Origin of the sequence: Sphingomonas elodea ATCC 31461 (assembly GCF_000226955.1) — a bacterium.
In the GTDB taxonomy this organism is placed as follows: domain Bacteria; phylum Pseudomonadota; class Alphaproteobacteria; order Sphingomonadales; family Sphingomonadaceae; genus Sphingomonas; species Sphingomonas elodea.
Map to the genome: position 1 here is coordinate 65,443 of NZ_AGFU01000005.1, position 21,291 is coordinate 86,733.

At 67.2% G+C, this 21,291-nt stretch carries 20 protein-coding genes and 1 tRNA gene; 5 read left to right on the forward strand and 16 right to left on the reverse strand.

Annotated elements, in window-relative coordinates; translation table 11 throughout:
• Nucleotides 1-2 precede the first annotated feature (2 nt).
• The 4 genes from KK7_RS0102050 to KK7_RS0102065 form a co-directional block, all read right to left on the reverse strand.
• Complete coding sequence (locus KK7_RS0102050; protein WP_010542985.1) at nucleotides 3-1,529, reverse strand: XrtA system polysaccharide chain length determinant; 1,527 nt, start codon at nucleotides 1,527-1,529, stop codon at nucleotides 3-5.
• Entirely contained in the window at nucleotides 1,529-2,170 is a 642-nt protein-coding gene (locus KK7_RS0102055; protein WP_010542986.1) for an XrtA/PEP-CTERM system exopolysaccharide export protein, read from the reverse strand. Before KK7_RS0102055 ends, KK7_RS0102050 begins: the two co-directional genes overlap by 1 nt.
• A gap of 93 nt (nucleotides 2,171-2,263) precedes the next feature.
• Nucleotides 2,264-3,475 carry a pyridoxal-dependent decarboxylase, exosortase A system-associated gene (locus tag KK7_RS0102060; protein ID WP_010542987.1) on the reverse strand — a complete coding sequence of 404 codons (1,212 nt, stop codon included), beginning with the start codon at nucleotides 3,473-3,475 and terminating at the stop codon, nucleotides 2,264-2,266.
• Nucleotides 3,472-4,962, reverse strand: a complete 1,491-nt coding sequence (locus tag KK7_RS0102065) for an acyl-CoA ligase (AMP-forming), exosortase A system-associated (RefSeq protein ID WP_010542988.1) — start codon at nucleotides 4,960-4,962, stop codon at nucleotides 3,472-3,474. The genes KK7_RS0102060 and KK7_RS0102065 overlap by 4 nt, the downstream gene beginning before the upstream one ends.
• 89 nt (nucleotides 4,963-5,051) lie before the next feature.
• On the opposite strand from KK7_RS0102065, the gene KK7_RS0102070 reads away from it, so the two are divergent.
• The 3 genes from KK7_RS0102070 to KK7_RS0102080 are packed head-to-tail and all read left to right on the forward strand — an operon-like array spanning nucleotide 5,052 to nucleotide 6,681.
• Nucleotides 5,052-5,309 carry an acyl carrier protein gene (locus tag KK7_RS0102070; protein WP_010542989.1) on the forward strand — a complete coding sequence of 86 codons (258 nt, stop codon included), beginning with the start codon at nucleotides 5,052-5,054 and terminating at the stop codon, nucleotides 5,307-5,309.
• Nucleotides 5,306-5,944 carry a hypothetical protein gene (locus KK7_RS0102075; protein ID WP_010542990.1) on the forward strand — a complete coding sequence of 213 codons (639 nt, stop codon included), beginning with the start codon at nucleotides 5,306-5,308 and terminating at the stop codon, nucleotides 5,942-5,944. The genes KK7_RS0102070 and KK7_RS0102075 overlap by 4 nt, the downstream gene beginning before the upstream one ends.
• Nucleotides 5,932-6,681, forward strand: coding sequence for a serine aminopeptidase domain-containing protein (locus KK7_RS0102080; protein ID WP_029622654.1), 750 nt, complete (start codon nucleotides 5,932-5,934; stop codon nucleotides 6,679-6,681). Before KK7_RS0102075 ends, KK7_RS0102080 begins: the two co-directional genes overlap by 13 nt.
• A gap of 21 nt (nucleotides 6,682-6,702) precedes the next feature.
• On the opposite strand, the gene trxB is transcribed toward KK7_RS0102080, so the two are convergent.
• The 6 genes from trxB to KK7_RS0102115 all read right to left on the reverse strand — a co-directional run bounded on the left by trxB (nucleotide 6,703) and on the right by KK7_RS0102115 (nucleotide 14,879).
• Nucleotides 6,703-7,674, reverse strand: coding sequence for a thioredoxin-disulfide reductase (gene trxB, locus KK7_RS0102085; RefSeq protein WP_010542992.1), 972 nt, complete (start codon nucleotides 7,672-7,674; stop codon nucleotides 6,703-6,705).
• Nucleotides 7,675-7,816: 142 nt separating this feature from the next.
• A complete protein-coding gene (locus KK7_RS22790; protein WP_157999971.1) occupies nucleotides 7,817-7,954 on the reverse strand; it encodes a hypothetical protein in 138 nt (45 codons plus the stop codon).
• An 80-nt stretch (nucleotides 7,955-8,034) separates the two neighbouring features.
• Entirely contained in the window at nucleotides 8,035-9,303 is a 1,269-nt protein-coding gene (locus KK7_RS19940) for an HD-GYP domain-containing protein (RefSeq protein ID WP_157999972.1), read from the reverse strand.
• A 557-nt stretch (nucleotides 9,304-9,860) separates the two neighbouring features.
• Nucleotides 9,861-10,316, reverse strand: coding sequence for a hypothetical protein (locus KK7_RS23315; RefSeq protein WP_237709110.1), 456 nt, complete (start codon nucleotides 10,314-10,316; stop codon nucleotides 9,861-9,863).
• A 727-nt stretch (nucleotides 10,317-11,043) separates the two neighbouring features.
• The gene (locus KK7_RS0102110) at nucleotides 11,044-12,141 is read right to left on the reverse strand and encodes a glycoside hydrolase family 53 protein (RefSeq protein ID WP_010542995.1); all 1,098 of its coding nucleotides are present in this window, start codon (nucleotides 12,139-12,141) and stop codon (nucleotides 11,044-11,046) included.
• Nucleotides 12,141-14,879 carry a TonB-dependent receptor gene (locus KK7_RS0102115; protein ID WP_010542996.1) on the reverse strand — a complete coding sequence of 913 codons (2,739 nt, stop codon included), beginning with the start codon at nucleotides 14,877-14,879 and terminating at the stop codon, nucleotides 12,141-12,143. Before KK7_RS0102115 ends, KK7_RS0102110 begins: the two co-directional genes overlap by 1 nt.
• A gap of 195 nt (nucleotides 14,880-15,074) precedes the next feature.
• Between KK7_RS0102115 and KK7_RS19945 the strand changes: the two genes are divergently transcribed.
• Complete coding sequence (locus KK7_RS19945) at nucleotides 15,075-15,554, forward strand: tyrosine-type recombinase/integrase (protein ID WP_083836025.1); 480 nt, start codon at nucleotides 15,075-15,077, stop codon at nucleotides 15,552-15,554.
• A gap of 93 nt (nucleotides 15,555-15,647) precedes the next feature.
• Here KK7_RS19945 and KK7_RS0102125 read toward each other — a convergent pair.
• From KK7_RS0102125 to KK7_RS0102140, 4 genes are all read right to left on the reverse strand, one after another.
• Nucleotides 15,648-15,724, reverse strand: a tRNA-Met gene (locus KK7_RS0102125).
• Between the two features lie 41 nt (nucleotides 15,725-15,765).
• Entirely contained in the window at nucleotides 15,766-16,278 is a 513-nt protein-coding gene (locus tag KK7_RS0102130; RefSeq protein WP_010542998.1) for a 2'-5' RNA ligase family protein, read from the reverse strand.
• Entirely contained in the window at nucleotides 16,275-18,206 is a 1,932-nt protein-coding gene (locus KK7_RS0102135) for a potassium transporter Kup (protein ID WP_010542999.1), read from the reverse strand. The genes KK7_RS0102130 and KK7_RS0102135 overlap by 4 nt, the downstream gene beginning before the upstream one ends.
• A 162-nt stretch (nucleotides 18,207-18,368) precedes the next feature.
• Nucleotides 18,369-18,842: an Lrp/AsnC family transcriptional regulator gene (locus tag KK7_RS0102140; protein WP_010543000.1), complete on the reverse strand. Its 474-nt coding sequence runs from the start codon at nucleotides 18,840-18,842 to the stop codon at nucleotides 18,369-18,371.
• Nucleotides 18,843-18,977: 135 nt separating this feature from the next.
• Here KK7_RS0102140 and ald point away from each other — a divergent pair, with 135 nt between their 5' ends.
• Entirely contained in the window at nucleotides 18,978-20,084 is a 1,107-nt protein-coding gene (gene ald, locus KK7_RS0102145) for an alanine dehydrogenase (protein ID WP_010543001.1), read from the forward strand.
• A 48-nt stretch (nucleotides 20,085-20,132) separates the two neighbouring features.
• Here ald and KK7_RS0102150 read toward each other — a convergent pair whose 3' ends face one another.
• Both KK7_RS0102150 and KK7_RS0102155 read right to left on the reverse strand, forming a co-directional pair.
• A complete protein-coding gene (locus KK7_RS0102150) occupies nucleotides 20,133-20,471 on the reverse strand; it encodes a hypothetical protein (RefSeq protein ID WP_029622660.1) in 339 nt (112 codons plus the stop codon).
• Nucleotides 20,471-21,139 carry an SPASM domain-containing protein gene (locus KK7_RS0102155; protein WP_029622662.1) on the reverse strand — a complete coding sequence of 223 codons (669 nt, stop codon included), beginning with the start codon at nucleotides 21,137-21,139 and terminating at the stop codon, nucleotides 20,471-20,473. Before KK7_RS0102155 ends, KK7_RS0102150 begins: the two co-directional genes overlap by 1 nt.
• Nucleotides 21,140-21,291 lie beyond the last annotated feature (152 nt).

Consider the following 21,291-nt stretch of genomic DNA (forward strand, 5'->3'; position numbering starts at 1 on the left):
GCTCAGGCCCCCGTGCCATGGTGCAGCATCACGACGAGCAGGATCGCGGCATAGGCCGCCCCCAACCCGGCGACCGCCCCCAGGAAATGCTTCAGCTGGCGGCGGCGCAGCGCAGCCTGCACCGGCGTCACCACCTCGCCGATCGAGCCGATCACCGGCATGCCGCTCGCCTTTTCCAGCCGCGTCGCGGTGTCGAACGTCGTGCGCAGCTTGGACAGCAGGAACGCCGCCGCCACGCCCGCGCCGAGCCCCGCGATCAGCACCGCGGTCAGCAGCGTCGGCCGGTTGGGCGACGCAGGCGCACGCGGCTGGGTCGGGGGATCGATCACGCTGAACTTCACCGCGTCGGTCTGGCTCTGCGCCTGGCTGCTGATCCGTAGCTGTTCGCGATCGGCGAGCAGCTTGGAATATTGATCCTTCAGCACCTGATAGTCGCGGTCGATCTGGCCCTGCTCGGCGGCCACCTGCGGCGCCTGGCCGAGCTTGGCGCCGAGCGCGGAAAGATCGCCCTGGATCTGCGCGCGCCGCTGGGAGAGGGCCGCGACCGTCGCGGCCTTGTCCGCCTGCATCGAGCGCAGGCTGAGATAGAGCGGGTTGGCGAAGCTGCTGCCACCGCTGCCGCCACCGCCGCCGGGCTCCCGCGAGACCGCTGCCTGCGCACCCGCGATCTGCTGACGCAGCGCGATCACGTCCGGGTGCGCGTCGGTAAAGCCACGCGCGCGCAGTTCGGAAAGCTGCGCCTGCAGATCCGCCAGCCGTGCCCGCGACGGGCTGACGCCGGTGGCGATACCGCCCTGCCCGGCCACGCTCGCCGGCGTGCCCGCCATCTGGGCGTTGACCGCATTGAGGCTGCTCTGCGCGGCGGCAAGATCGCCCTCGATCTGGGCGAGTTGCTGCTGTGCGGCCCCGATCCGATCGTCGAGCGAGCCGGTGCCCGGCAGGCTGCCGAGGAAACGCGACTGGAAGTCGGCGCGCTTGGCCTCGGCGGCCTGCAGCGCCTGCTGCCGTTCGGCGAGCTGCTGGTCGAGAAAGGCCAGCGACTGGCTGCTCTCGTCCTGGCTGTCGGCGAGCTTGTTGTCGCGGAACAGCTCGATCAGCTTCTGCACTACCTGTCGGCAGATTACGGGATCGGCCCCGGTGACCGCAATTTCGAACAGATTGTCCTGCTGGGCGGTGAGCTTGATCGCCTTTTGCAGCCCGGACACGCGCGCGCCCAGATCGGCCGGCTTGGTGATGGTCTTGGCGAGATCGGTGCCGCGCACGACCTTTTCGAGGTTCACCGCGCTGGTCAGCGTCTGGCGGATGCGATCGATGTCCTGCTGCTGGCCGGCAGTGCCCGCCCCGCCGTCGCTAGGCAGCACCTGACGCAGTTCCACCAGCACGCGTGCACGGGATTCGTAGGTGTCGGGGATGCGCGACACCGCCGCCCAGCCGACGATGCACACGGCCCAGGCGATCGCCAGCGCCAACAGCCGGCGCATCCAAACCGCATGGATCGCGCTGCGGATTTCGTCGAACAGGCCGCCCATCAGAACATGCTCTGCGGGATGATGATCACGTCGCCCGGCTCCAGCCGAACATTGGCCGAGGTGTCCCCGCCCTTCAGCAGGTCCGACAGCCGCAACTTGTATTCCTGCTGCTTGCCGGTCTGCGGATCGAAGCGGACCAAGCGGGCGCGATTGCCGGCGGCGAATTCATTGAGCCCCCCCACCGCGATCATCGCGTCGAGGATCGACATATTGGCACGATAGGGCAGCGAGGCGGGCTTTTCGGTCGCGCCGACGACGCGCACCTGCTGGGCGAAGGTGCCGGAGAAGTTCTCCACGATCACCGATACGATCGGGTCCTTGATGAACTCGCTGAGCGCGAGCTTCAGGTCGTCGGCCAGCATCGCGGGCGTCTTGCCTACCGCCGGCATGTCGTTGATCAGCGGGGTGGTGATGCGGCCGTCCGGGCGGACCTGCACCTTGGTGGTCAGCTCCGGGTTGCGCCAGACGAAGATGCTCAGCTGGTCGAGCGGGCCGATGACGTATTCGTCGCTCGGTGCCTGCTTCGCGCCGACAAAGCCGGCGGCGGGCAGCTCGGGGCGTGCGCCCTGGCCGCCGCATGCCGATAGCAATGCCGCCAGCGCCAGCGTCGCCGCCGCCTTGAACCGTCCTGAACCCGCCATTCGCTTGCCTCCAAACGGCAGCAGGCGGGGATGCCGCACGCCGCTGCCGGTTGGTCCGCTATGGCGCAGGACGCGTAAATTTAGCGTTAGGCGTCAGACCCCTGCCAGAAGCTCGCGCACCGGCGGATGACCCAGGAACCCCTGCGGGCTGGCGCTGGCGCCATAGGCCCCCGAGGCGAAAATCGCGATCAGGTCGCCCAGCTCGGCGCGCGGGAGCGCCACGCGATCCGCCAGCCGATCAAGCGGGGTGCACAAGGGCCCCACGACGGTAACCACCTCCTCCGCCGTATCCTGCATGCGGTGCGCCACCGCGACCGGATAGTTGCGGCGGACCACCGTACCGAAATTTCCGGTCGCGGCGAGATGGTGGTTGAGGCCGCCGTCCACCACCAGGAAGGTCTCCCCCTGGCTTTCCTTCCGGTCGATCACGCGGGCGAGATAGATGCCTGCTTCCCCCACCAGCCAGCGACCCAGCTCGATCGCATAATGCGTATCCAGCCGTTCCAGTTCGCCCGCCAGCGCGGCGCCGACCGCCTCCAAGTCCAGCGGAAGGTCGCCCGGGAAATAGGGAATGCCGAAGCCGCCGCCGAGATTGACCAGCGGCGGCAGCGCCCCCGCCTCCTCGGCCAGCCGCGCGGCGAGGCCGATGGTGGCAGCCTGCGTCTCGATCACCGCCTCGGCGGAAAGTGCCTGCGACCCGGCATAGATGTGGAAGCCGCGCCAGTCGGCCCCCGCCGCGATCAGCCGCCGGACCAGCGCGGGCACCCGCGCCGCGTCGATGCCGAAGGGTGAGGCGCGCCCGCCCATCTTCATGCCCGATCCGCGCAGCTCGAAATCCGGGTTCACCCGCACGGCGAGTCGCGGGGTGATGCCCAGCCGCTCGCCGATCGCCAGCGCGCGTCCGGCCTCGCCTTCGGATTCGAGGTTGAGCGTCACCCCGGCCCGGATCGCCGCCGCCAGCTCCGCGTCGCGCTTGCCCGGCCCGGCAAAGCTGATCGTCCTGGCCGACATCGCGGCCAGCGCCTTGTCCATCTCGCCCGACGAGGCGACGTCGATGCCGTCCACCTTGGGCGCGATCGCAGCGATCAGCGGCGGGAAGGGATTGGCCTTGATCGCATAATGCAGCGCCACCCGCGTCGGCATCGCCGCGCGGAAGCGCGCGATCCGGGCCTGCACGGCAAGGAAATCATAGAGATACAGCGGCGTCCCCGTCGCTACCCAGTCGGCGGCGGTGCGGCCGGCGACCTGCAGCACCGGCTGCCCGGCATAGTCGGCCGGAATGGGGCCGATCGGTTTCGCGTTCATAGGATCTCCGTCTTCAGCCCGGATCGGTCGAGCTTGCCGTTGGCGTTGCGGGGCAGGCGGTCGCGCCAGACATAGCGTGCGGGCTGCTGGAAGCTCGGCAGTTCCCGCCGCAGCCGGGCGCGCAATTCCTCCTCCCGGCTGCCGTCCCCCCGCGCGACGACCAGGATTGCCTGCCCCAGCCTGGGATCGGGGACGCCGAATGCCACCGCCTCGCTCGTCTCGCCGCCGGCGACCACCGCTTCCTCGATCTCGGTCGGGCTGATCCGGTTGCCCGAGGATTTGATCATCTCGTCGTCACGGCCGACGAAGCGCAGCAGCCCGTCTTCGTCCTCCGCCACGGTGTCGCCGGACCAGACCGCCATGCCCGGATGCTCGGCAAAGACCGGCGCAGGCCGGAAGCGGCGCGCGGTCCGTTCCGGATCGCGCCAATAGCCCTTGGCGACCAGCGGCCCGGCATGCACCAGTTCGCCCTGCACGGCCCGCCTGCCCTCGGCATCGACGATCAGGATCTCGGCGAAGGGAATGGCGCTGCCGATCGATTCGGGGCGCGTATCGACCAGCGCGGGATCGAGATAGGTGGAGCGGAATGCCTCGGTCAGGCCATACATGGGATAAAGGTCCGCGCCCGGGAAGCGGGTGCGCAGGTCCCGCACCAGCGGCCGGGTGAGCGCGCCGCCGGAATTGGTCAGCCGCCGCAGCTTCCCTGCGATATCCGTCGGCCAGTCGGCCTCGAGCAGTTGCACCCAGAGCGGCGGCACCCCGGCCAGCGTGGTGATCGCGAAGCGCTCCACGGCCTTCACCACGTCACGCGCGGTGAGATAGTCCAGCGGCACCACGCGCGCACCGGCCGCCCAGGTCGAGAAGAGCTGGTTCTGCCCATAGTCGAAGCTCAGCGGCAGCACGCCGAGCACCCGGTCCGCGGACGTGAGCTTCAGATAGTGTGCGACGCTGATCGCCCCGAGCCAGAGATTGGCGTGGCTGAGCATCACCCCCTTGGGACGCCCCGTCGAGCCCGAGGTGTAGAGAATCGCCGCCAGCGCATCAGGGTCACCGCCGGCCGGCGGCATCACAGCGTCGGTGCCGGCCAGTTCCTCCTCGGTGACGACCCGGCAATCGGCGGGGACGTCGCCCGGCGCGAGTGCCGCCAACCGCGCCTTCTGGGTGACCAGCAGCCGTGCGCCGCTATCCTCCAGGATATGCGCCACCTGCGCCCGCTTGAGCGCGGGGTTGATCGGCACATGCACCAACCCGGCGCGCGGCCCGGCGAGCGGCAGGAGGCAGGCGGCGCGCGTCTTGGGCAGCCAGCTCGCCATGCGTTCGCCCGGCGGCAGCCCGTGCGCGGCCAGCGCATGCGCGATGCCGCCCACCGCCGCCTCCAGCGCGGCATAGGTGAGCGCTCCGGCCTTGTCTTCCAAAGCAACGGCGTCCGGCGCGCCACGCAGCGGCAGCGCGTCTATAAGATGCGGGGTGGGATCCAGCGCGATCATGCCACCACCCATAGTCTTGGCAGCGCCGCCGCCAAGCCTTACGGAAGCGCAAAACTTTATGCAGGGGATCCTCATTGCGGCCTGAAGCCATGCTCGACATCGAAACCACCGTCCGCGGCGTGCTGCGCGACGTGCTGGGGTTGAGCGACGATCGCGTGGCGGCGTTCGACGCCGATACGCCGCTGTTCGGCGCCCTGCCCGAACTGGATTCGCTGGCCGTCGCGGGCGTGCTGACCGAGATCGAGGATCGCCTGGGCATCCTGATCGAGGACGACGAGGTCGATGGCGAGATGCTCGAAAGCTTCGGCACCCTCACCCGCTTCGCGGCGCAGAAGGCGCTGGGGTGATCGAACCCTATGACTGGGCTGGCGGCCGGGAAGCGATGCTGCGCTTCGGGCCCGGCAGTGGCCCGGTCGTCGTGGTCGCGCTCCCCCTGTTCGAGGAGGCAAACCGCATGCGCGCGCTGGCGGTGGCGATCCTGCGCGGGCTTGCCGAACACGGCATCGCCGGGGTGCTGCCCGAACTTCCCGGCACCGGGGAAAGCCTGATCCCCAGCGAGCGCATCGCGCTTTCCGACCTCCGCGCGGGCCTTGCCGCCGCCGCCCGCACCGCCGGGGGCCGCGCCTATTCGATGGCCATTCGCAGCGGTGCGCTGCTCGACGGCAGTGTCGCGCTTCGCAGGCGCTGGCATTTCGCACCCCAGACCGGCGAGGAACTGCTGAAGGCGTTGCGCCGCCTCCACCGCCACGGCGACCTGCCCGGCTATGGCGGCCACCGCCTTCCGGACAGCTTTCTGGAAGAGCTGCCGGACTGCCATATCGAGCCGGCCCGCACCGTCCGCCTGGACGGCGATACGCGCCCGGCAGACCACCGCGTGCCCGGCCGACCGCTATGGCGCGACGCCACGCCCGACAACGACCTCGCGCTCGCCGCGTTGCTCGCCGACGACCTCGCCGCCTGGGTGCGTGCGTGCGAAGCCTGATCGGCTTTCCGTGCCTGGGGGACCTGTTGGTCGGCACGCTGGACAGCGCCTCCGGCAATACCGGCCTGCTGATCGTCTCCAACGGCAACGAGATTCGCAGCGGTCCGCACCGCAGCATGGCCCAGCTGGCGCATCGGATCGCGGCGGCGGGCTATCCGGTGTTTCGCTTCGATCGGCGCGGCGTCGGCGATTCGGCGGGCGCGAATGAAGGCTTTCTCGGCAGCGCAGCGGACATCGCCGCGGCCGCCGCCACCTTCCGGCGCGAGGCACAGCTTCGCCGGCTGGTGGCGTTCGGCAATGGGGACGCCGCATCGGCGCTGGCGCTTTTCCACGGCCAGACGCGCATCGATGCGCTGCTGCTGGCCAATCCGGTGACCACCGGCCCGTCTGTCGTTCCCGAGGAGCCGGCGGCGGACGCGCCGCCCGCTCGCGGCTGGATGGGGCGGATGATCGGCCGCGTCAGCGCGCGCCGCGACGAGCCGACGAAGAGCATCGTTCCCGAGCTGGCAGCCGCGCTCACGAACGCGGACGTGCCGATCACGGTCCTGCTCGCGACGCGGGACACGGTCGCAGCGGCATTCGCGGATGCGCTGCACAAGCCGGCCCTGTCGGCCGCCGGCACCCGCATCCGCCGCAAGCAGTTCGATACCGCCAGCCATGTCTTCGCCGGCACCGCCGACAAGGCCTGGCTGTACGAGCGGGTGATCGAGGCGCTCGCCGAGCAGCGAGCGCCCTGATCCGTCACGCCGGGGGGACGTTTACTCGGCCGCCTGCGCGACCGTCTCGAAGTCCGCCGCGGCGAGGAAGCGCTCGGCATCCAGCGCTGCCATGCAGCCGGTGCCGGCAGCGGTGATCGCCTGGCGATAGTGCTTGTCCATCACGTCGCCGCAGGCGAACACGCCCGGCACGCTGGTGTTGGTGGTGCCCTTCTCGACCTGGATATAGCCGTCGTCGTCGAGCGCGATATGGCCGCGGAACAGCTCGGTTGCCGGATGATGACCGATCGCCACGAAGCCGCCGTCCACCTCCAGCGTCGAAAGCGCGCCGGTCACCGTGTCCCTGAGCTCGATGGCGACCAGGCCCTCGGGCTGGCCGCCGCCGATGAAGCGCACCACTTCCTTGTTCCACGCCATGGTGATCCGCTCGTTGGCGAACAGGCGCTGCTGCAGGATCTTCTCGGCCCGCAGCGTATCGCGGCGGTGGATCAGCGTCACGTCATGGCTGTGGTTGGTGAGGTACAGCGCTTCCTCGACCGCGGTGTTGCCGCCGCCGATCACCGCCACCTTCTTGCCGCGGAAGAAGAAGCCGTCGCAGGTAGCACAGGCGCTGACGCCCTTGCCCTTGAGCAGCTCTTCCGAATCGAGGCCGAGCCAGCGCGCCTGCGCGCCGGTGGCGATCACCAGCGTGTCGCCGGTATAGACGGTGCCGCTGTCGCCGACCATGCGGAACGGGCGCTGGGTTACGTCGACCTCGACGATCGTGTCCCACATCATCTGCGCGCCAACATGCTCGGCCTGGGCCTGCATCTCCTGCATCAGCCACGGGCCCTGGATGACCTCCCGGAAACCGGGATAATTCTCGACATCGGTGGTGGTGGTCAGCTGGCCACCGGGCTGGATGCCCTGGACGACGATGGGGGCAAGGCCGGCGCGCGCGCCATAGATGGCGGCCGAAAGGCCGGCGGGGCCCGAGCCCAGGATCAACATGCGAGTAGAATGGGTGGCGGTCATGCTCTGCTTTCCGACGAATCTTCGATACCGCTTCTAGGGACAGGGCATCGTCGGAAGCAACATGGCGACGCGGGCTATTGGTGCAACGCCGTGCCGGAACGGAAAAGCTGTACCGCCACGAAGGCGAACTTGGGTGGGGTGCTCAGCGGAGAATCCAGACTGCCACGCTGGCCCAGAACAACACGCTGCCCATCGCCATCAGCAGCAGGCTGCGCGACGCAGCCGGATCCACGCCACGGCCTTCGACCAACTCGGGCGGCAATTCCTGCAACATACGCATCAACGCAACTCCGTTCAGATCACCCTCTTCCTGTTTTCGTTATAGACGATCTTCGGCAGTGTACCGTTCAGGGATTATGCCTAATGCATGGCGCCGGACTCCGGCGTCATCGCCGGCGGCTGGATGTTCATCGCAGGGACCGGCACCGGTAGCGCTTCTTCCCGCTCGAACCCGACGATGCCGTCGTCATCCTCGCCCCCCTCCAGTACCAGCACGGCGGGCGGCAGGCTCGTCCCCTGGACGGCATCGTAGAAGACGAGCAGCCGGGTACGCGAAACGCGCCTGCCATTGTCGAGCACCACCGCCAGCCGACCAGATGCCAGCCGCACCACCATGCCCGGCGGATAGAGCGCGATGCTCTGCATGAAGGCGAACAGCAGGGCGCGATCGAAATGGCCCTCCCACCCCCACATCTCGCCCAGCGCGCGGGTGGGCGACCAGGCGCCCTTGTACGCGCGGTGTGAGGTGAGCGCGTCGTAGACGTCACAGATCGCTCCCATCCGCGCGGGCAGGCTGATCGCGTCGCCGCCCAGGCGGTCCGGGTAGCCCGCGCCGTCCCAGCGCTCGTGATGGTGCAGGCACACTTCCACGGCCAGCGGCGGAATGGTGGGATCCTCGCGGAGCAGCGCCGCACCTTGCTCGGGATGGGTGCGCACCAGCGCCAGTTCCTCGGCCGAGAGACGGCCGGGCTTGTCCAGCACCGCATCGGGGATCGCAACCTTGCCGACATCGTGCAGCAGGCCGGCAAGCCCCATCGCGCGGACCTGCGCATCGTCTAGCCCCAGATGCCGCGCGAGGTTGACCATCAGCGTGCACACCGCGACCGAGTGGAGATAGGTATATTGGTGCTTGCTCTTCAGCTGAAGCACGCGGAGCAGCGCCGGCGCGTTGCAATCGAGCTGGGCGGCGATGTCGTCGACCAGCCGCGCGATCTTCTCCTGCGACACCGCCCGACCCAGCCGAACATCGTCGAAGGTTCCCCGCACCGTATCCAGCGCGCCGGCTACGAGCTTGGCGGCCTCCGCCTCCTGCGCCTGCAGCTCGGCCGGGCCCAGGGAAGCCGTGGATCGGACGCGGGGAAGCGCCGGGCTGGCCGCGGCAGGCGCCTCCGCCTCCTCGCCAGGTTCGGGGCCCTCGTCCGGCCCCCCGGCCGGATGGCCTGCCCCTTCCGACTTTTCCAGGTCGACAATCACCCCGCCGCGGAACTGGCGCAGCTTCAACAGGTCCTGGGGATCGGTCAGCAGAAATCGCGATCGCCAGAAGGGATGCTCCCACCAGGAGCCTTCGAATCCGTGGATGAACATGCCCAGGCGTACATCTCGCGCGGGCACCGTCTTCAGCGACGGCATCGCGACCATTCCTCCCGAACCATGGACGAACTGCCGCCGGAGCGCCTGTCGAGCGGCACGCCTGTCTCCCCTGCCAATGTTCTAGGAAAGGCGGATAGCGCCAGGCTTGTTAAGGCATAATGGGAAAAAAGCGTTAGCTCCGTGCTAACAGGCTCGCGCCGTCGCTCGCGCCCAGGAACCGACTGTGCCCAACCGCGTCCCGAGTACCGAGGAGCAGTGGGAGTGGCTGATCCGCAGGCTTCGAAGCTAGGCGGTGGATCCACAATTTGGAATGATCAACATCGCCCCAACCACGTCGCTCAGCGTCGTATTCATGGAACCAGAAAGTGAACCGCGCCAGGTTTGTCGGAGGCCCCAACGCCTGAGAGGAAGGGTCTATGACGAGCAAGACGACGAACAAGTTCTCGCCCTAGAGCATTTTCAAGTTGACCGTTTACGGTCAACGACTCGGAAAATGCGGCAATCGAAAACCTAGGGCGTCTTCGCTCAAGGTGAAAACGCCCTAGGTGCGCACCCGCGCGGTGCGGATGGTGCTGGACCACGAGAAGGATCACCGGTCACGGTGCGCCGACCAGCTCGACCTGGTGCTCGACGACAGCGACGGCAGGCTCGCCCTGCCGACCGAGGGCGCCGTGCTCGCCGTCCAGCTTGGCTGGAAGGCCGGCGACGGCGTCGCCATCGGCCTGGTCGACAAGGGGCGGTTCAAGGTGGACGAGGTGAAGCATTCCGGGCCGCCGGACACCGTCGTCATCAAGGCCAGCGCGGCCGACTTCGCCAGCAGCCTTACCACCCGCCGCGAACAGAGCTGGCACGCCACGACGATTGGCGCCGTCGTGGGGGCGGTGGCGGGCCGCAACAGGCTGGACGCCCGCGCTTGCCTCGGTCGCGGTCAAGGCGCTGTCGCAGGAGCGCGAGAGCGACATCGCCTTCCTGCGCCGCCTGGCGCGCGAACACGACGCGGTCGCGACCATCAACGCCGGGTGCCTGATCTTCGCGCCGATCGGCGCCGGCATCACCGCGACCGGCAAGCCCCTGCCTGCCATCACCATCCGCCGCCGCGACGGCGATCGGCACAGCTATCGCGTCGAGAAGCGCGAGACGGTCGGCAAGGTGGTCGCCGAGTGGCACGATCGGAAGGGCGCGCGGAAGAAGAAGGTGGAGGTGGGCAGCGGCGACGGCGCGGAGCGGAAGCTCTCCCGCGTCTACGCCAGCGAGGCCGAGGCGCGCCGGCCGCGCGCCGCGCAGCCTGGACCTTATTCTTGCGCTCGGGCGCGGGGACATTTCGCCAGAGCTGCCCGCCAAGGCGGAAGGCTTCAAGGCAGACATCGACATGCAGCCATGGCTTGTGGAGGAGGCGTGCCACAAGCTGGACGATCGCAGCGGTTTCACTACCGCCATCAAGCTGGAGTTTCAGACTTGAGTCGGTTCCTCCGCTTTAGGCCGTCGGCCATTCCGCGGTTGTCCGATGTCTCAGGTCGTCATCTAAGATGGCCCTCGCACCAGCCGCTCAACTTCGAACGGCGTAGCCGGAATGGCCGGACGGTGTCGCGAAAAATCGACAACAGTCGACAACAGCCGGTCAATCCTCGGCCGCGGCGGGAAGGGCTCATTCCGCCGAAGGCCGACGAGGTGCAGAAGCTACGGTGCTCTCCATCGGGCAGCAGCACATCGCAGCACAGACCCGAACGCAGTCCCGCTGGTCGGCTGTGGTGCGCCAGCGGAACCCCGCGCGCAAACAGCTTACTTCTGCGCCCGCCGATAGGCATGTCGCAAAAAATCGAACGCGGGCAGCGCCTCGTGCTTCTTGAGATCGAACCACGCCGCGTTTTCCCAATTCGAGCCGGTGCCCCAGCGCGTCTTGCACGGGGTGGAAACCCAAGCCGGTTCCCAATAGACCACGCCGATGCCCCCGCTGGTCACCACCTGTTGGGTCAGGTCGATCAGGTAGCGGCGCTGGCCGTCCGGCGTCGCCGGATAGCCGGGGATCAGCGTGTCGGGGCCGAGCAGGTTGGGCGATGCATCGGCTCCGTCATTGGTGAACGGATAGGCCGTCTCCACCACGATCACGTCCGCCTTGTAGCGATCCTTCGCCGCCGCGATCACCATGCCGAGCCCGTCGATGCCGAGCTTCGACCATTTCCGGTAATAGCTGATGCCGATCACGTCGTAATCGAGCACCCCCGCCATCGTCGCCTGGTCGAACCAGGGCATCACGTTCTCGGGCTGGGCGATATGCAGCATCACCTTCGGCCGGGTGCCGCTGGCCTTGCCCGCGTCGCGCACCGCCTTGATGCCGGCGTTGAACAGCTTGGCGTTGCGCTCCCAGTGGATGGCCTCGCCGATCACGCCGCCCATCAGCTCCGGATTGGTTTCGTTGCCGACCTGCACCATGTCCGGCATCAGGCCTTGTGCTGCTAGCTTGCCCAGGATCTCGCGGGTATAGTCGTAGACCGCCTTTACCTGCGCATCGGTATCGAGCTTGGCCCAGGCGGCGGGCGGGCGCTGCTTCTCGCCGTCTGCCCAGTCGTCCGAATAATGGAAGTCGAGCAGTACCTTGAGACCCGCCGCATGGGCGCGGCGGATCGTCTTCAGGACGTCGTCATAGTTGCTGTAGCGGGTCCAGTCGGGCGCGTTCCACAGCCGCACGCGGACGATGTTGCCGCCCTTGGCCTTCAGCAGCGCGAACGGATCGACGGGCTTGCCGCGATTCCGATAGACCGCGCCGCAATCCTCCATCTCGTTCACATAGCTGAGGTCCGCGCCCAGATAGAGCGTGTCGTCCTTCGCCGCCGGCGCACCGGCGGCGAGGGCTGTAGCGGCGAGAAGCTGGCCCAGCATCAGAAGCTGTAGCTCATACCGGCGAGGAAGCGACGACCGAAGCGTTCGTAGCGGCCCTGCAGGCGGGTATCGCCATAATAGGTCTCGAACGGCTCGTCGGTCAGGTTGTTGGCCTGGAACAGCAGCTCGACGTTCCTGAGCGGACCGTTCTGAAACTTGTACGAGGTCTGGAAGTCCAGCACGCCTTCGTTGCGGGTGTAGAGCAGGCGATCGGTATCGCCGAGCTCGGTCGCATAGTTGCTGCGGTAACGATAAGCGATCCGCGCCTCGAATCCATGCTTGCTGTAGTAGAGCGAGGCGTTGCCGACATGCTTCGACAGGCCGGGCAGCGCCGTCGCACCGATGGCGTTGTCACGTTCCTGCACGGTGATGTCGCTGTCGGTGTACGAATAGTTGAGATAGGTGCCGAAGCCGTCGAACGGCGCCGGCAGGAAGCTGAACGTCTTCTGGAAGGCGACTTCCACGCCCTTGATCGTGCCGCCTTGGCCGTTGATCGGCTGGGTGAAGGTGCCCTGGACGATGTTGCCGCCCGCATCGGTGAAGTTGCGGGTGGTCGTCTGGGTGGCGATGAAGGTGTCGAGGTCCTTGTAGAAGCCCGAGATCGTCAGCGCGCTGTCGCGATCGAAATACCATTCGAAGGTGAGGTCGAGCTGCTTGGCGCGGAACGGCTCGAGCAGCGGGTTGCCGCCGGTGGCCGAGGGCGCGCCGCCGCTGGTGAACACGCCCACGCCCGCGTTCAGATCGTCGAGCGGCGCGCGCGCGATCGCCTTGCTGGCGCCGAAGCGCATCTGCAGCTTGTCGGTCAGCTTGAAGTTGAGGTTGAGGTTGGGCAGCCAGTCGGTGAAGGCGTTGTCGAACCGCACCGGCGTGGCGATGGCCACCGCACCCTGGCCGTCGATCTGGGTGCTGCGTGAGCTGGTGTCGGTGTGCACCATCCGCACGCCGGCATTGCCGGTGACCGCGATGCCGAACAGCGTGCCTTCCAGATCGGCCTGGGCATAGGCGGCGACGGTCGATTCGCGCACCTTCCAGCTCGACGACTGGTCGAAGAAGCTCTGCTGCGGATCGAGCGTGCCGAAATAGCGGGTGATCGCGGCCGGGATGTCGATCGACAGCGTCTGCGGCACGCCGCCGAAGCCGCTGGGGAAGGTGACGGTGCCGTTGATCAGGTTCGACGGGATCGCGACGCGGTTGGCCGCATCGATGAAGCCGAACTGGGTGCGCTGGGTATAGTCCTTGTCTCGATCGGTGAACCGGCCGCCGCCGATCACCCGCTTGACGAAGCCGCCGTCGAACTCGCGCTGGATCTCGCCCTTCAGCGTCCAGAGGTGGTCGTTGATCAGCGGCGCGCCGCCGCCATTCGTCGGGATCTGAAATTCGGAGATCCGGTTGACGTTCGGATCGGTCAGCGAGCGGTTGAAGCTGAAGTTCGCCGCCTGACCCGGCGTGGCAAGGAACGTGCCGGCGACACCCCAGCGATCCTGGAAGGTGAAGCCATTCGCGGTCGCCGAAAATTCGGTGCGCAGCGTCAGGAACTGCTGGCTGCGATGGGTGGTCGAATAGCCGGCGTCGAGGATGCCGGTCCAGCCGTCCTTCGACCATTTGCCGTTGAGGCCGCCCGCGTACAGGTCGTCGGTGAAGAAGAAGCTCTCGTTCACGTTGCGCACGCCGAGGCCGTAATCGACGCCGGTGTTGGTCGCGGTGATGCCGGTGACGTTGCCGTCGACCACGGTGGGCCGGGAGAAGGTGTTGCCGAAGGGCAGGCCCTCGGCACGAAGACCGCGCTGGGTCTCGGTGAACTTCACATGGCTGTAGAAGAAGTCGCCGTTCAGCTCGAACAGGCCGTGGCCCGGGTTCCACTGCACCGCAGCGAGTGCGCCGTGGCGGATGTCGTCGCCGCCGCGGACCAGCGCCTCATAGCCATAGGGGATGTTGTCCTGCGCGCCGCTGTTGCCGGCCGCACCCCTGCCGTCGCCATTCAGGTCGGCGAAGCTGTTGGTGTAGCGAAACACGTTGGTGCGCGCGGTCGCGTTCGCCTGGCGGCGGCCCGAATAGCCGAGCGCGACGCCCAGCGTGTTGTCGAAGAACTGGTCGACGTAACTGATGCTGCCGATATAGCCCCAGGGCTTGGCATCGGCGATGTCGGGCGCGAGGTCGTTGTAGCTCGCACGCAGGTTGATCGCGATCGCGCGCTTGCCGAAATCGAGCGGGCGGACGGTCTGCAGGTTCACCTGGCCGGCGATCGCGCCTTCGACCTGCGACGCGGTCGGCGACTTGTAGACGAAGGCGCCGTTCAGCAACTCGGTCGGATAGTCGTCATAGCGGATGTTGCGGTTGGCTTCCGCCGAGACGACCTCGCGGCCGTTGAGCAGCGTGTTGACGAGGTTGGGGCCCATGCCGCGGATCGAGATCTGCGTGCCGTTGCCGCGATCGCGGTTGGTGGCGAGGCCGGGCAGGCGGGCGAGAGACTCGGCGATCGAGGCTTCGGGCAGCTTGCCGAGATCCTGGGCCGAGAGCGTTTCCTGCACGCGATCTGCATCGCGCTTCGATTGCAGCGCGGTGCGCAGCGAAGCGCGATAGCCCTGGACGACAATTTCGGCCGTATCTTGATCGTCGGCGGCTGACGCTTGCGGCGTGACGGCGTCCTGCAATTGGGCATTCGTCTGCGCGAACGCCGGATTTGCGATCGCAATCGCAAGCAGGCTCGCCGCGGCCTTTACCGCGCCGTTGATCTTCATGGGTGTCCCTTCCCTTACCCTAGTCACAAGCGCCCAATAATCGTATAAATCAGCTCTCGTGAAGAGGGTGCGACCGGGTAGGACCAGCAAATTCTGTGAGCGTGCTAATTTTGTCACGATTCTGCAATGAGACGTGGGGCTCGGGCGTAAACCGATGGGCGCGCGTAGGATGCCCCCGCTGGCGCTGCGCAGGGCCTGTGGACCGGACAGCGGCAAGGCGACCTGCTGGCGCTCACCTGGGGCGCGTATGACGGCAAGACGCTGCGCCTGATCCAGCGGAAGACAATTCGGCGGAAACGTGGCCACGCCGGCACGCGAGTGGTTATCCCCGTGGGAGCCCCGCTAAAGGCGCGCCTGGATGCCCTGAGAGACGCGCGCGGCCCGGCGGCGGGCGAGCACATCCTGCTCACCGAACGCGGCACCGCGTGGACGGAGAGCGGCTTCCGCGCCTCTTGGCGGAAGGCGTGCATCGCGGCCGGAGTTGAGGGCGTGACCTTCCACGATCTGCGCGGCACGGCGGTGACGCGACTAGCATTGGCCGGAGCGACGCCGCCCGAGATCGGAACCGTGACGGGGCACTCGCTGCGCGACGTCCACCAGATCCTCGATTCGCACTACCTCAGCCGCGATCCCGCACTGGCGGAATCGGCCATTCGGAAGCTCGAAAGCGGCTGATTTTCCCAACTAAACGCCCAACTGGCGCAATCGCGTCGCCCAGACCCCCTCATTCAACTCGGAAATTTACCGGCTAAATCAAAGGCTTGGGGATGGTAGCGGAGGAGGGACTTGAACCCCCGACACGCGGATTATGATTCCGCTGCTCTAACCAACTGAGCTACTCCGCCCCGAAGCGAGGTGGGCCATCTATGTCGGTGCGCTCGATCCGTCAAGCGAACATGTGACGCGAATGCAATTCCCACGGGCCGCCGCGATACCACCAGCTCGCAAGCCCCGCTATTTCCACGGTTTTCGGTGAGAAATCGGCTTCCAGCGCGCGCAGCAGTGCCTTTGCCAATACCGGACGCACCTTGTTCTGGACGGTAACGTGGGGGCGCCAGCGGCCTGCGTCCTGGGGTGTCAGCAGCACGGCAAACGCGTCGAGAAGGCCCTGGCGAATCGCGTCCAGCGCGGGCGCCTCGATTCGGTAGGCGACCCCCTGCCCCAGCGACATGAGTCCGCTCACCCGCGCCGGCGGCGCCCGGACCCCGTGGGTCTCCTGGCTGAGGCGGTGCTTCAGCTCCGGCGCGACCGACGGCGGCAGGTGGTGGAACAGCGTGAGGTGCGCATCGAGCTGGTTCCGCTCGGGCGGGAAATGCGCACGTCGCAGCGAATCGAACCAGGCCTGGTCGCCGCGTCCGAACAGCGCGGTCACGATCAGCGGGGCCGGCGCCCCGCTCAAATCTCGACCTGGCTGCCCAGCTCGACAACGCGATTGGTGGGCAGACGGAAGAATTCCATCGCGCTTTCGGCGTTGCGCAGCATCCAAGCGAACAGCTTCTCGCGCCAGATCATCATCCCCGGCCGCGACGACGGCAGCAGGGTCTGGCGCGCGAGGAAGAAGCTGGTCTCCATCATCTTGAACTCGGCCCCGCAGGCGTCGACCGCCTTCAGCGCCGCCGGCACGTCCGCCTCCTGCATGAAGCCATAGTACAGGATCATGCGATGGAAGCCCTTGCCCAGATCCTCCACCACCATGCGCTTCTCCTCCGGCACATAGGGCACATCGCTGATCTTCACGGTCAGCAGGATCACCCGGTCGTGCAGCACCTTGTTGTGCTTGAGGTTATGCAGCAGCGCATGCGGCACGCCGTCCGGCGTCGAGGTCATGAACACCGCCGTGCCGCGCACGCGGGTAGCGGCATTGGCGGCCGATTCGATGAAGATCTGGATCGGCATCGCGCTCTCGCGCAGCCGGGCGATCATCAGCTTGCGGCCCTTCGCCCAGGTGGTGAGCAGGGTGAAGATCAGGAAGCCCGCCATCAGCGGGAACCAGCCGCCGTCCGGCACCTTGGTGAGGTTCGCCGCGAAATAGGCCAGGTCGACCGCGAAGAAGATCGCCAGCAGCGGGATCGCGTAGCGCTTCTTCCAGTGCCAGAGGTTGAACAGCACCACCGCCAGCAGGCAATTGTCGATCAGCATCGCGCCCGTCACGGCGATGCCATAGGCCGCCGTCAGGTTCGACGAGGTCTGGAAGCTGAGCACCAGCAGGATCACCATGACCATCAGCGCCCAGTTGATGATCGGGATGTAGATCTGCCCCGCGGTCGATGCGCTGGTATGGTCGATGCGGAGACGCGGCACGAACCCGAGTTGGATCGCCTGCTGCGTCACCGAGAAGGCCCCCGAGATCACGGCCTGGCTGGCGATGATCGCGGCAGCGGTGGCAAGGCCCACCAGCGGCAGCCGCAGCGCCTCGGGGGCGAGCAGATAGAAGGGGCTGCGCAGTGCCTCCGCGTCGCGGATCAGCAGCGCGCCCTGCCCCATATAGTTCATCATCAGCGCCGGCAGCACGAACCACAGCCAGGAGACGCGGATCGGATTGCGGCCGAAATGGCCCATGTCGGCATACAGCGCCTCCGCCCCGGTCACCGCCAGCACGACGGAGCCGAGCGCCAGGAATGCGCGCAGCGGATCCAGGGTGAAGAAATGCACGGCGTGGTGCGGCGACAGCGCCTCGAGCACGGTGGGCGTCTGCACCAGGCTGAGTACGCCCAGCGTCGCGATGACGACGAAATAGACCATCATCACCGGCCCGAAGAACGCGCCGACGCGCGCGGTGCCGGTCCGCTGGATAGAAAACAGCATGACGAGGATGACGACGGCGATCGGCACGACCAGCCGGTGGAAACCGGGTGCGGCGACGGCCAGCCCCTCCACCGCCGACAACACCGACACCGCCGGCGTGATCATCGAATCGCCATAGAACAGCGCGGTGGCGAACACGCCGAGCAGCACGATCCCCTGGGTCCAGCGGCGCTGGCCGCCCCGGCCCGAGATCAGCGCGAGCAGCGCCAGGCTGCCCCCTTCGCCCTTGTTGTCCGCCCGCATGATGATCGTGACGTACTTCAGCGTCACGACCACCATCATCGACCAGAACATCAGGCTGATCGCACCCAGCACATGCGGGGTATCGAGCGGGAGTTCGTGATGCTCGTTCGCGAAGGTTTCGCGAAAGGCATAGAGCGGGCTGGTGCCGATGTCGCCGAACACGATGCCGATGGCACCGAGCGCGAGTTTCCACGTCGGATCCTGGCCATGGCCATGCCCGTGCTGGGGTTCCGAATCGGGGAGGAGCGCGGCAGCGTCTCCGGTCGCGGCGGTGTTCACCGTCGCGACTGACGCTGAAGGGAGCGAACCGACCTGGCCATAGAGACCTGTGTTCTCATCATCATCAGGATGCGGGCCGTTAGCATGCGCAACATGCCCTATCAACAAGCGTGTCAGCGCCCAAAGACGCATCAGCGGCCCGCCTGTTCCAAAATTGGTAGATCATGCCCGCGCGGCACCGAACAATGCATCGGCCTCGCCCCTGGTGGAGACGTCGCGCAGCACGAAACTGCTGTTGATCGTCACCACGCCCGGGAGCCGGCCGAGTTGTTCGCGGTGCAGGCGCTCGTAATCGTCGAGATCGCGACACAGGACCTTCAGGCGATAGTCCTGCCCGCCGGATACCAGCGCACATTCCACCACCCCATCGATTCGGCCGACCGCCGATTCGAACTGGGCGAGATCCTCCTCCTTCTGCGTGCCCAGCGTGATGTCGACCAGCGCGGTCACCCGAAAGCCGAGCCGGCGATGGTCCAGCCGCGCGCCATAGCCGCGGATCAGCCCGTTCGCCTCCAGCGCCTGGATACGCCGGGTGCAGGCCGATTGCGACAGTCCCACGGCGCTCGCCACCTGGCTCACCGGCGCGCGCGCATCGGCTGCCAGCAGCTTGAGGATTGCTGTGTCGATTCGATCCATCTCGCATGGAATGCGCGCAACGAGGACCAAAACGCAAGATCCATGCACCCGGCCGCCTTTGCGCTGCACGTCTTTGCAGGGATTTACGCCCCCAGGATGCGATACGCTGCGCTCACAAAAGCTAGGAGAGTTCCCATGCGCATCGGCGTGCCCAAGGAAATCAAGAATCACGAATATCGCGTCGGCCTGACCCCGTCCTCGGTGGCCGAGCTGGTCCATGCCGGCCATAGCGTGCTGGTCGAGACCAAGGCCGGCATGGGCATCGATTTCGACGACGACGCCTACACCGCCGTCGGTGCGCAGATCGCGCCGGACGCGGCGGCGGTCTTCGCCAATTCGGACATGATCGTGAAGGTGAAGGAGCCGCAGGCGCAGGAAATCGCGCTGCTGGAGCCGCGCCACCTGCTGTTCACCTATCTCCACCTCGCTGCCGACAAGCCGCAGGCCGAGGGCCTGATGGCATCGGGCGCGACCTGCATCGCCTATGAGACGGTCACGTCCAACTCGGGCGCTCTCCCCCTGCTCAAGCCGATGAGCGAAGTCGCCGGCCGCATGTCGGTCCAGGTCGCCTCGCACTATCTCGAAAAGGAACAGGGCGGCCGCGGCGAACTGCTCGGCGGCGTGCCCGGCGTGGCCCCGTGCAAGGTCGCGATCCTCGGCGGCGGCGTCTCTGGCATCAACGCCGCGCAGATGGCCACCGGCCAGCGCGCCGACGTGACGATCTACGACATCAACAACGAGCGCCTCGCCGAGCTGGACATGCATTTCGGCAGCCAGATCAAGACCGCCTATGCCAGCAAGGCCGCGATCGCCGAGGCGGTGCGCACCTCGCAGGTGGTGATCGGCGCGGTGCTGGTGCCGGGCGCGGCGGCGCCGAAGCTCGTCACCCGCGACATGCTGAAGACGATGATGCGCGGTTCGGTTCTCGTCGACATCGCGATCGACCAGGGCGGCTGCTTCGAGACCAGCCGCGCGACCACCCATGACGATCCCGTGTTCGAGATCGACGGCGTGATCCATTATTGCGTCGCCAACATGCCCGGCGCGGTCGCCCGCACCTCGGCCTTCGCGCTCAACAACGCGACGCTGCCCTTCGTGCTGAAGCTGGCCAACCAGGGCGCGGAAGCGGCGATGACGGCGGACCGCCACCTCGCCAACGGCCTCAACGTCTCGGGCGGCAAGATCCGCCACCGGGCGGTGGCCGACGCGCTGAACCTGCCCTTCGAGGCCTGGGCAGGCTGAGTACCGCCGCGTCGCCCGGGAGGAACGATCCAGGGCGGCGGACGCGGTTCAGGCGGCGCGCGCCTGATGCTCCGGCAGATAATCGACCAGGTTGTTCAGATTGGCCTTGGGAGACCGCAGCCGGGGATCGGCCATCGCCACCAGGAACGCGCGGTGCTGCGGATGGCTCGGCAGGAACACCGCCTTGGCGGCATAGTCCCGCGGCGAGAAGGTCCCCCAATTGGTGATCTTGCCGAAATAGACGCCCGTGGCACCCAGCCGGTCGGCCAGCGTCACCATCTCCCCCATCTCGTGGAAATTCTCCGCCTGCACCGTGAAGGTGAGAAACAGCCGGTCCACCTGCCCCTGCGCATGGAGATCGGCGGCGAAGCGGAGATTTTCCTCCATCACCTCCCAGCGCGAACCGCGGCGCAGCGCTTCGTGCGTGTCCTTCGACGCCCCGTCCAGGCTGACAGCGTCGGCCATTCCGCCGCCGCGTCTTCCTTGGTGGGCAGCGTGCCGGACTGGATAGCCGGGCAGCCCATCTTGTTGCAGTGGCGGAAGCTGCCGTCGTGGATGCTGGCACGCACTTCCTCGGCCGCCTGCGAGTTCCACACCTCCTGCCAGTCGGCGCCGGTCAGATCGCCCGCCGACTTGCGCAGCCAGCTGGCGCAGCATTGGTGGGTCGATCCTTCCAGCACGTGCAGCTCGACGAACGGCTTGCTGCAGAACCGCCCCTCCAGACGATATTTGGGGTTTTCGGGATCGAGGAGCCCGTGGACGTGGAACAGCGCCCCCTCGACCATCGTCGACCCGTTCTCGGCGGTATAAAGCTCGGTCAGTCGGGCAAGCGCGTTCGAGGCCGCATTCTCTTGGGCATCGCACATCGACAGCACCACATCGAGCGCCACCGCGACGGGCCGGGTGATGCTGGCCGCACCGGCAAGCACGCGGCTGTGCACCTCGCGTACGACCGTGGAAAACAGCGGCAGGGCGGCGAGGAATTGCGGAAAGGCCGACCACAGCTCGGGCCGGTCCTCCGGCTTCAGCAGGTCCTCGAGCATGATCCACAGCATCTCCTCCGCCTGGGATCAGGCGGCGGGATCCACCGCCACCGCCTCCTGGGCGAGAAGCTCGGCAGCGCTGCCGCAAACGATATGCATGGCTCGGATCCCTGATTCCGCTCGCACGAGCGATTGCCGCGCGCGGGCGGCCCCTCGTCCCAATA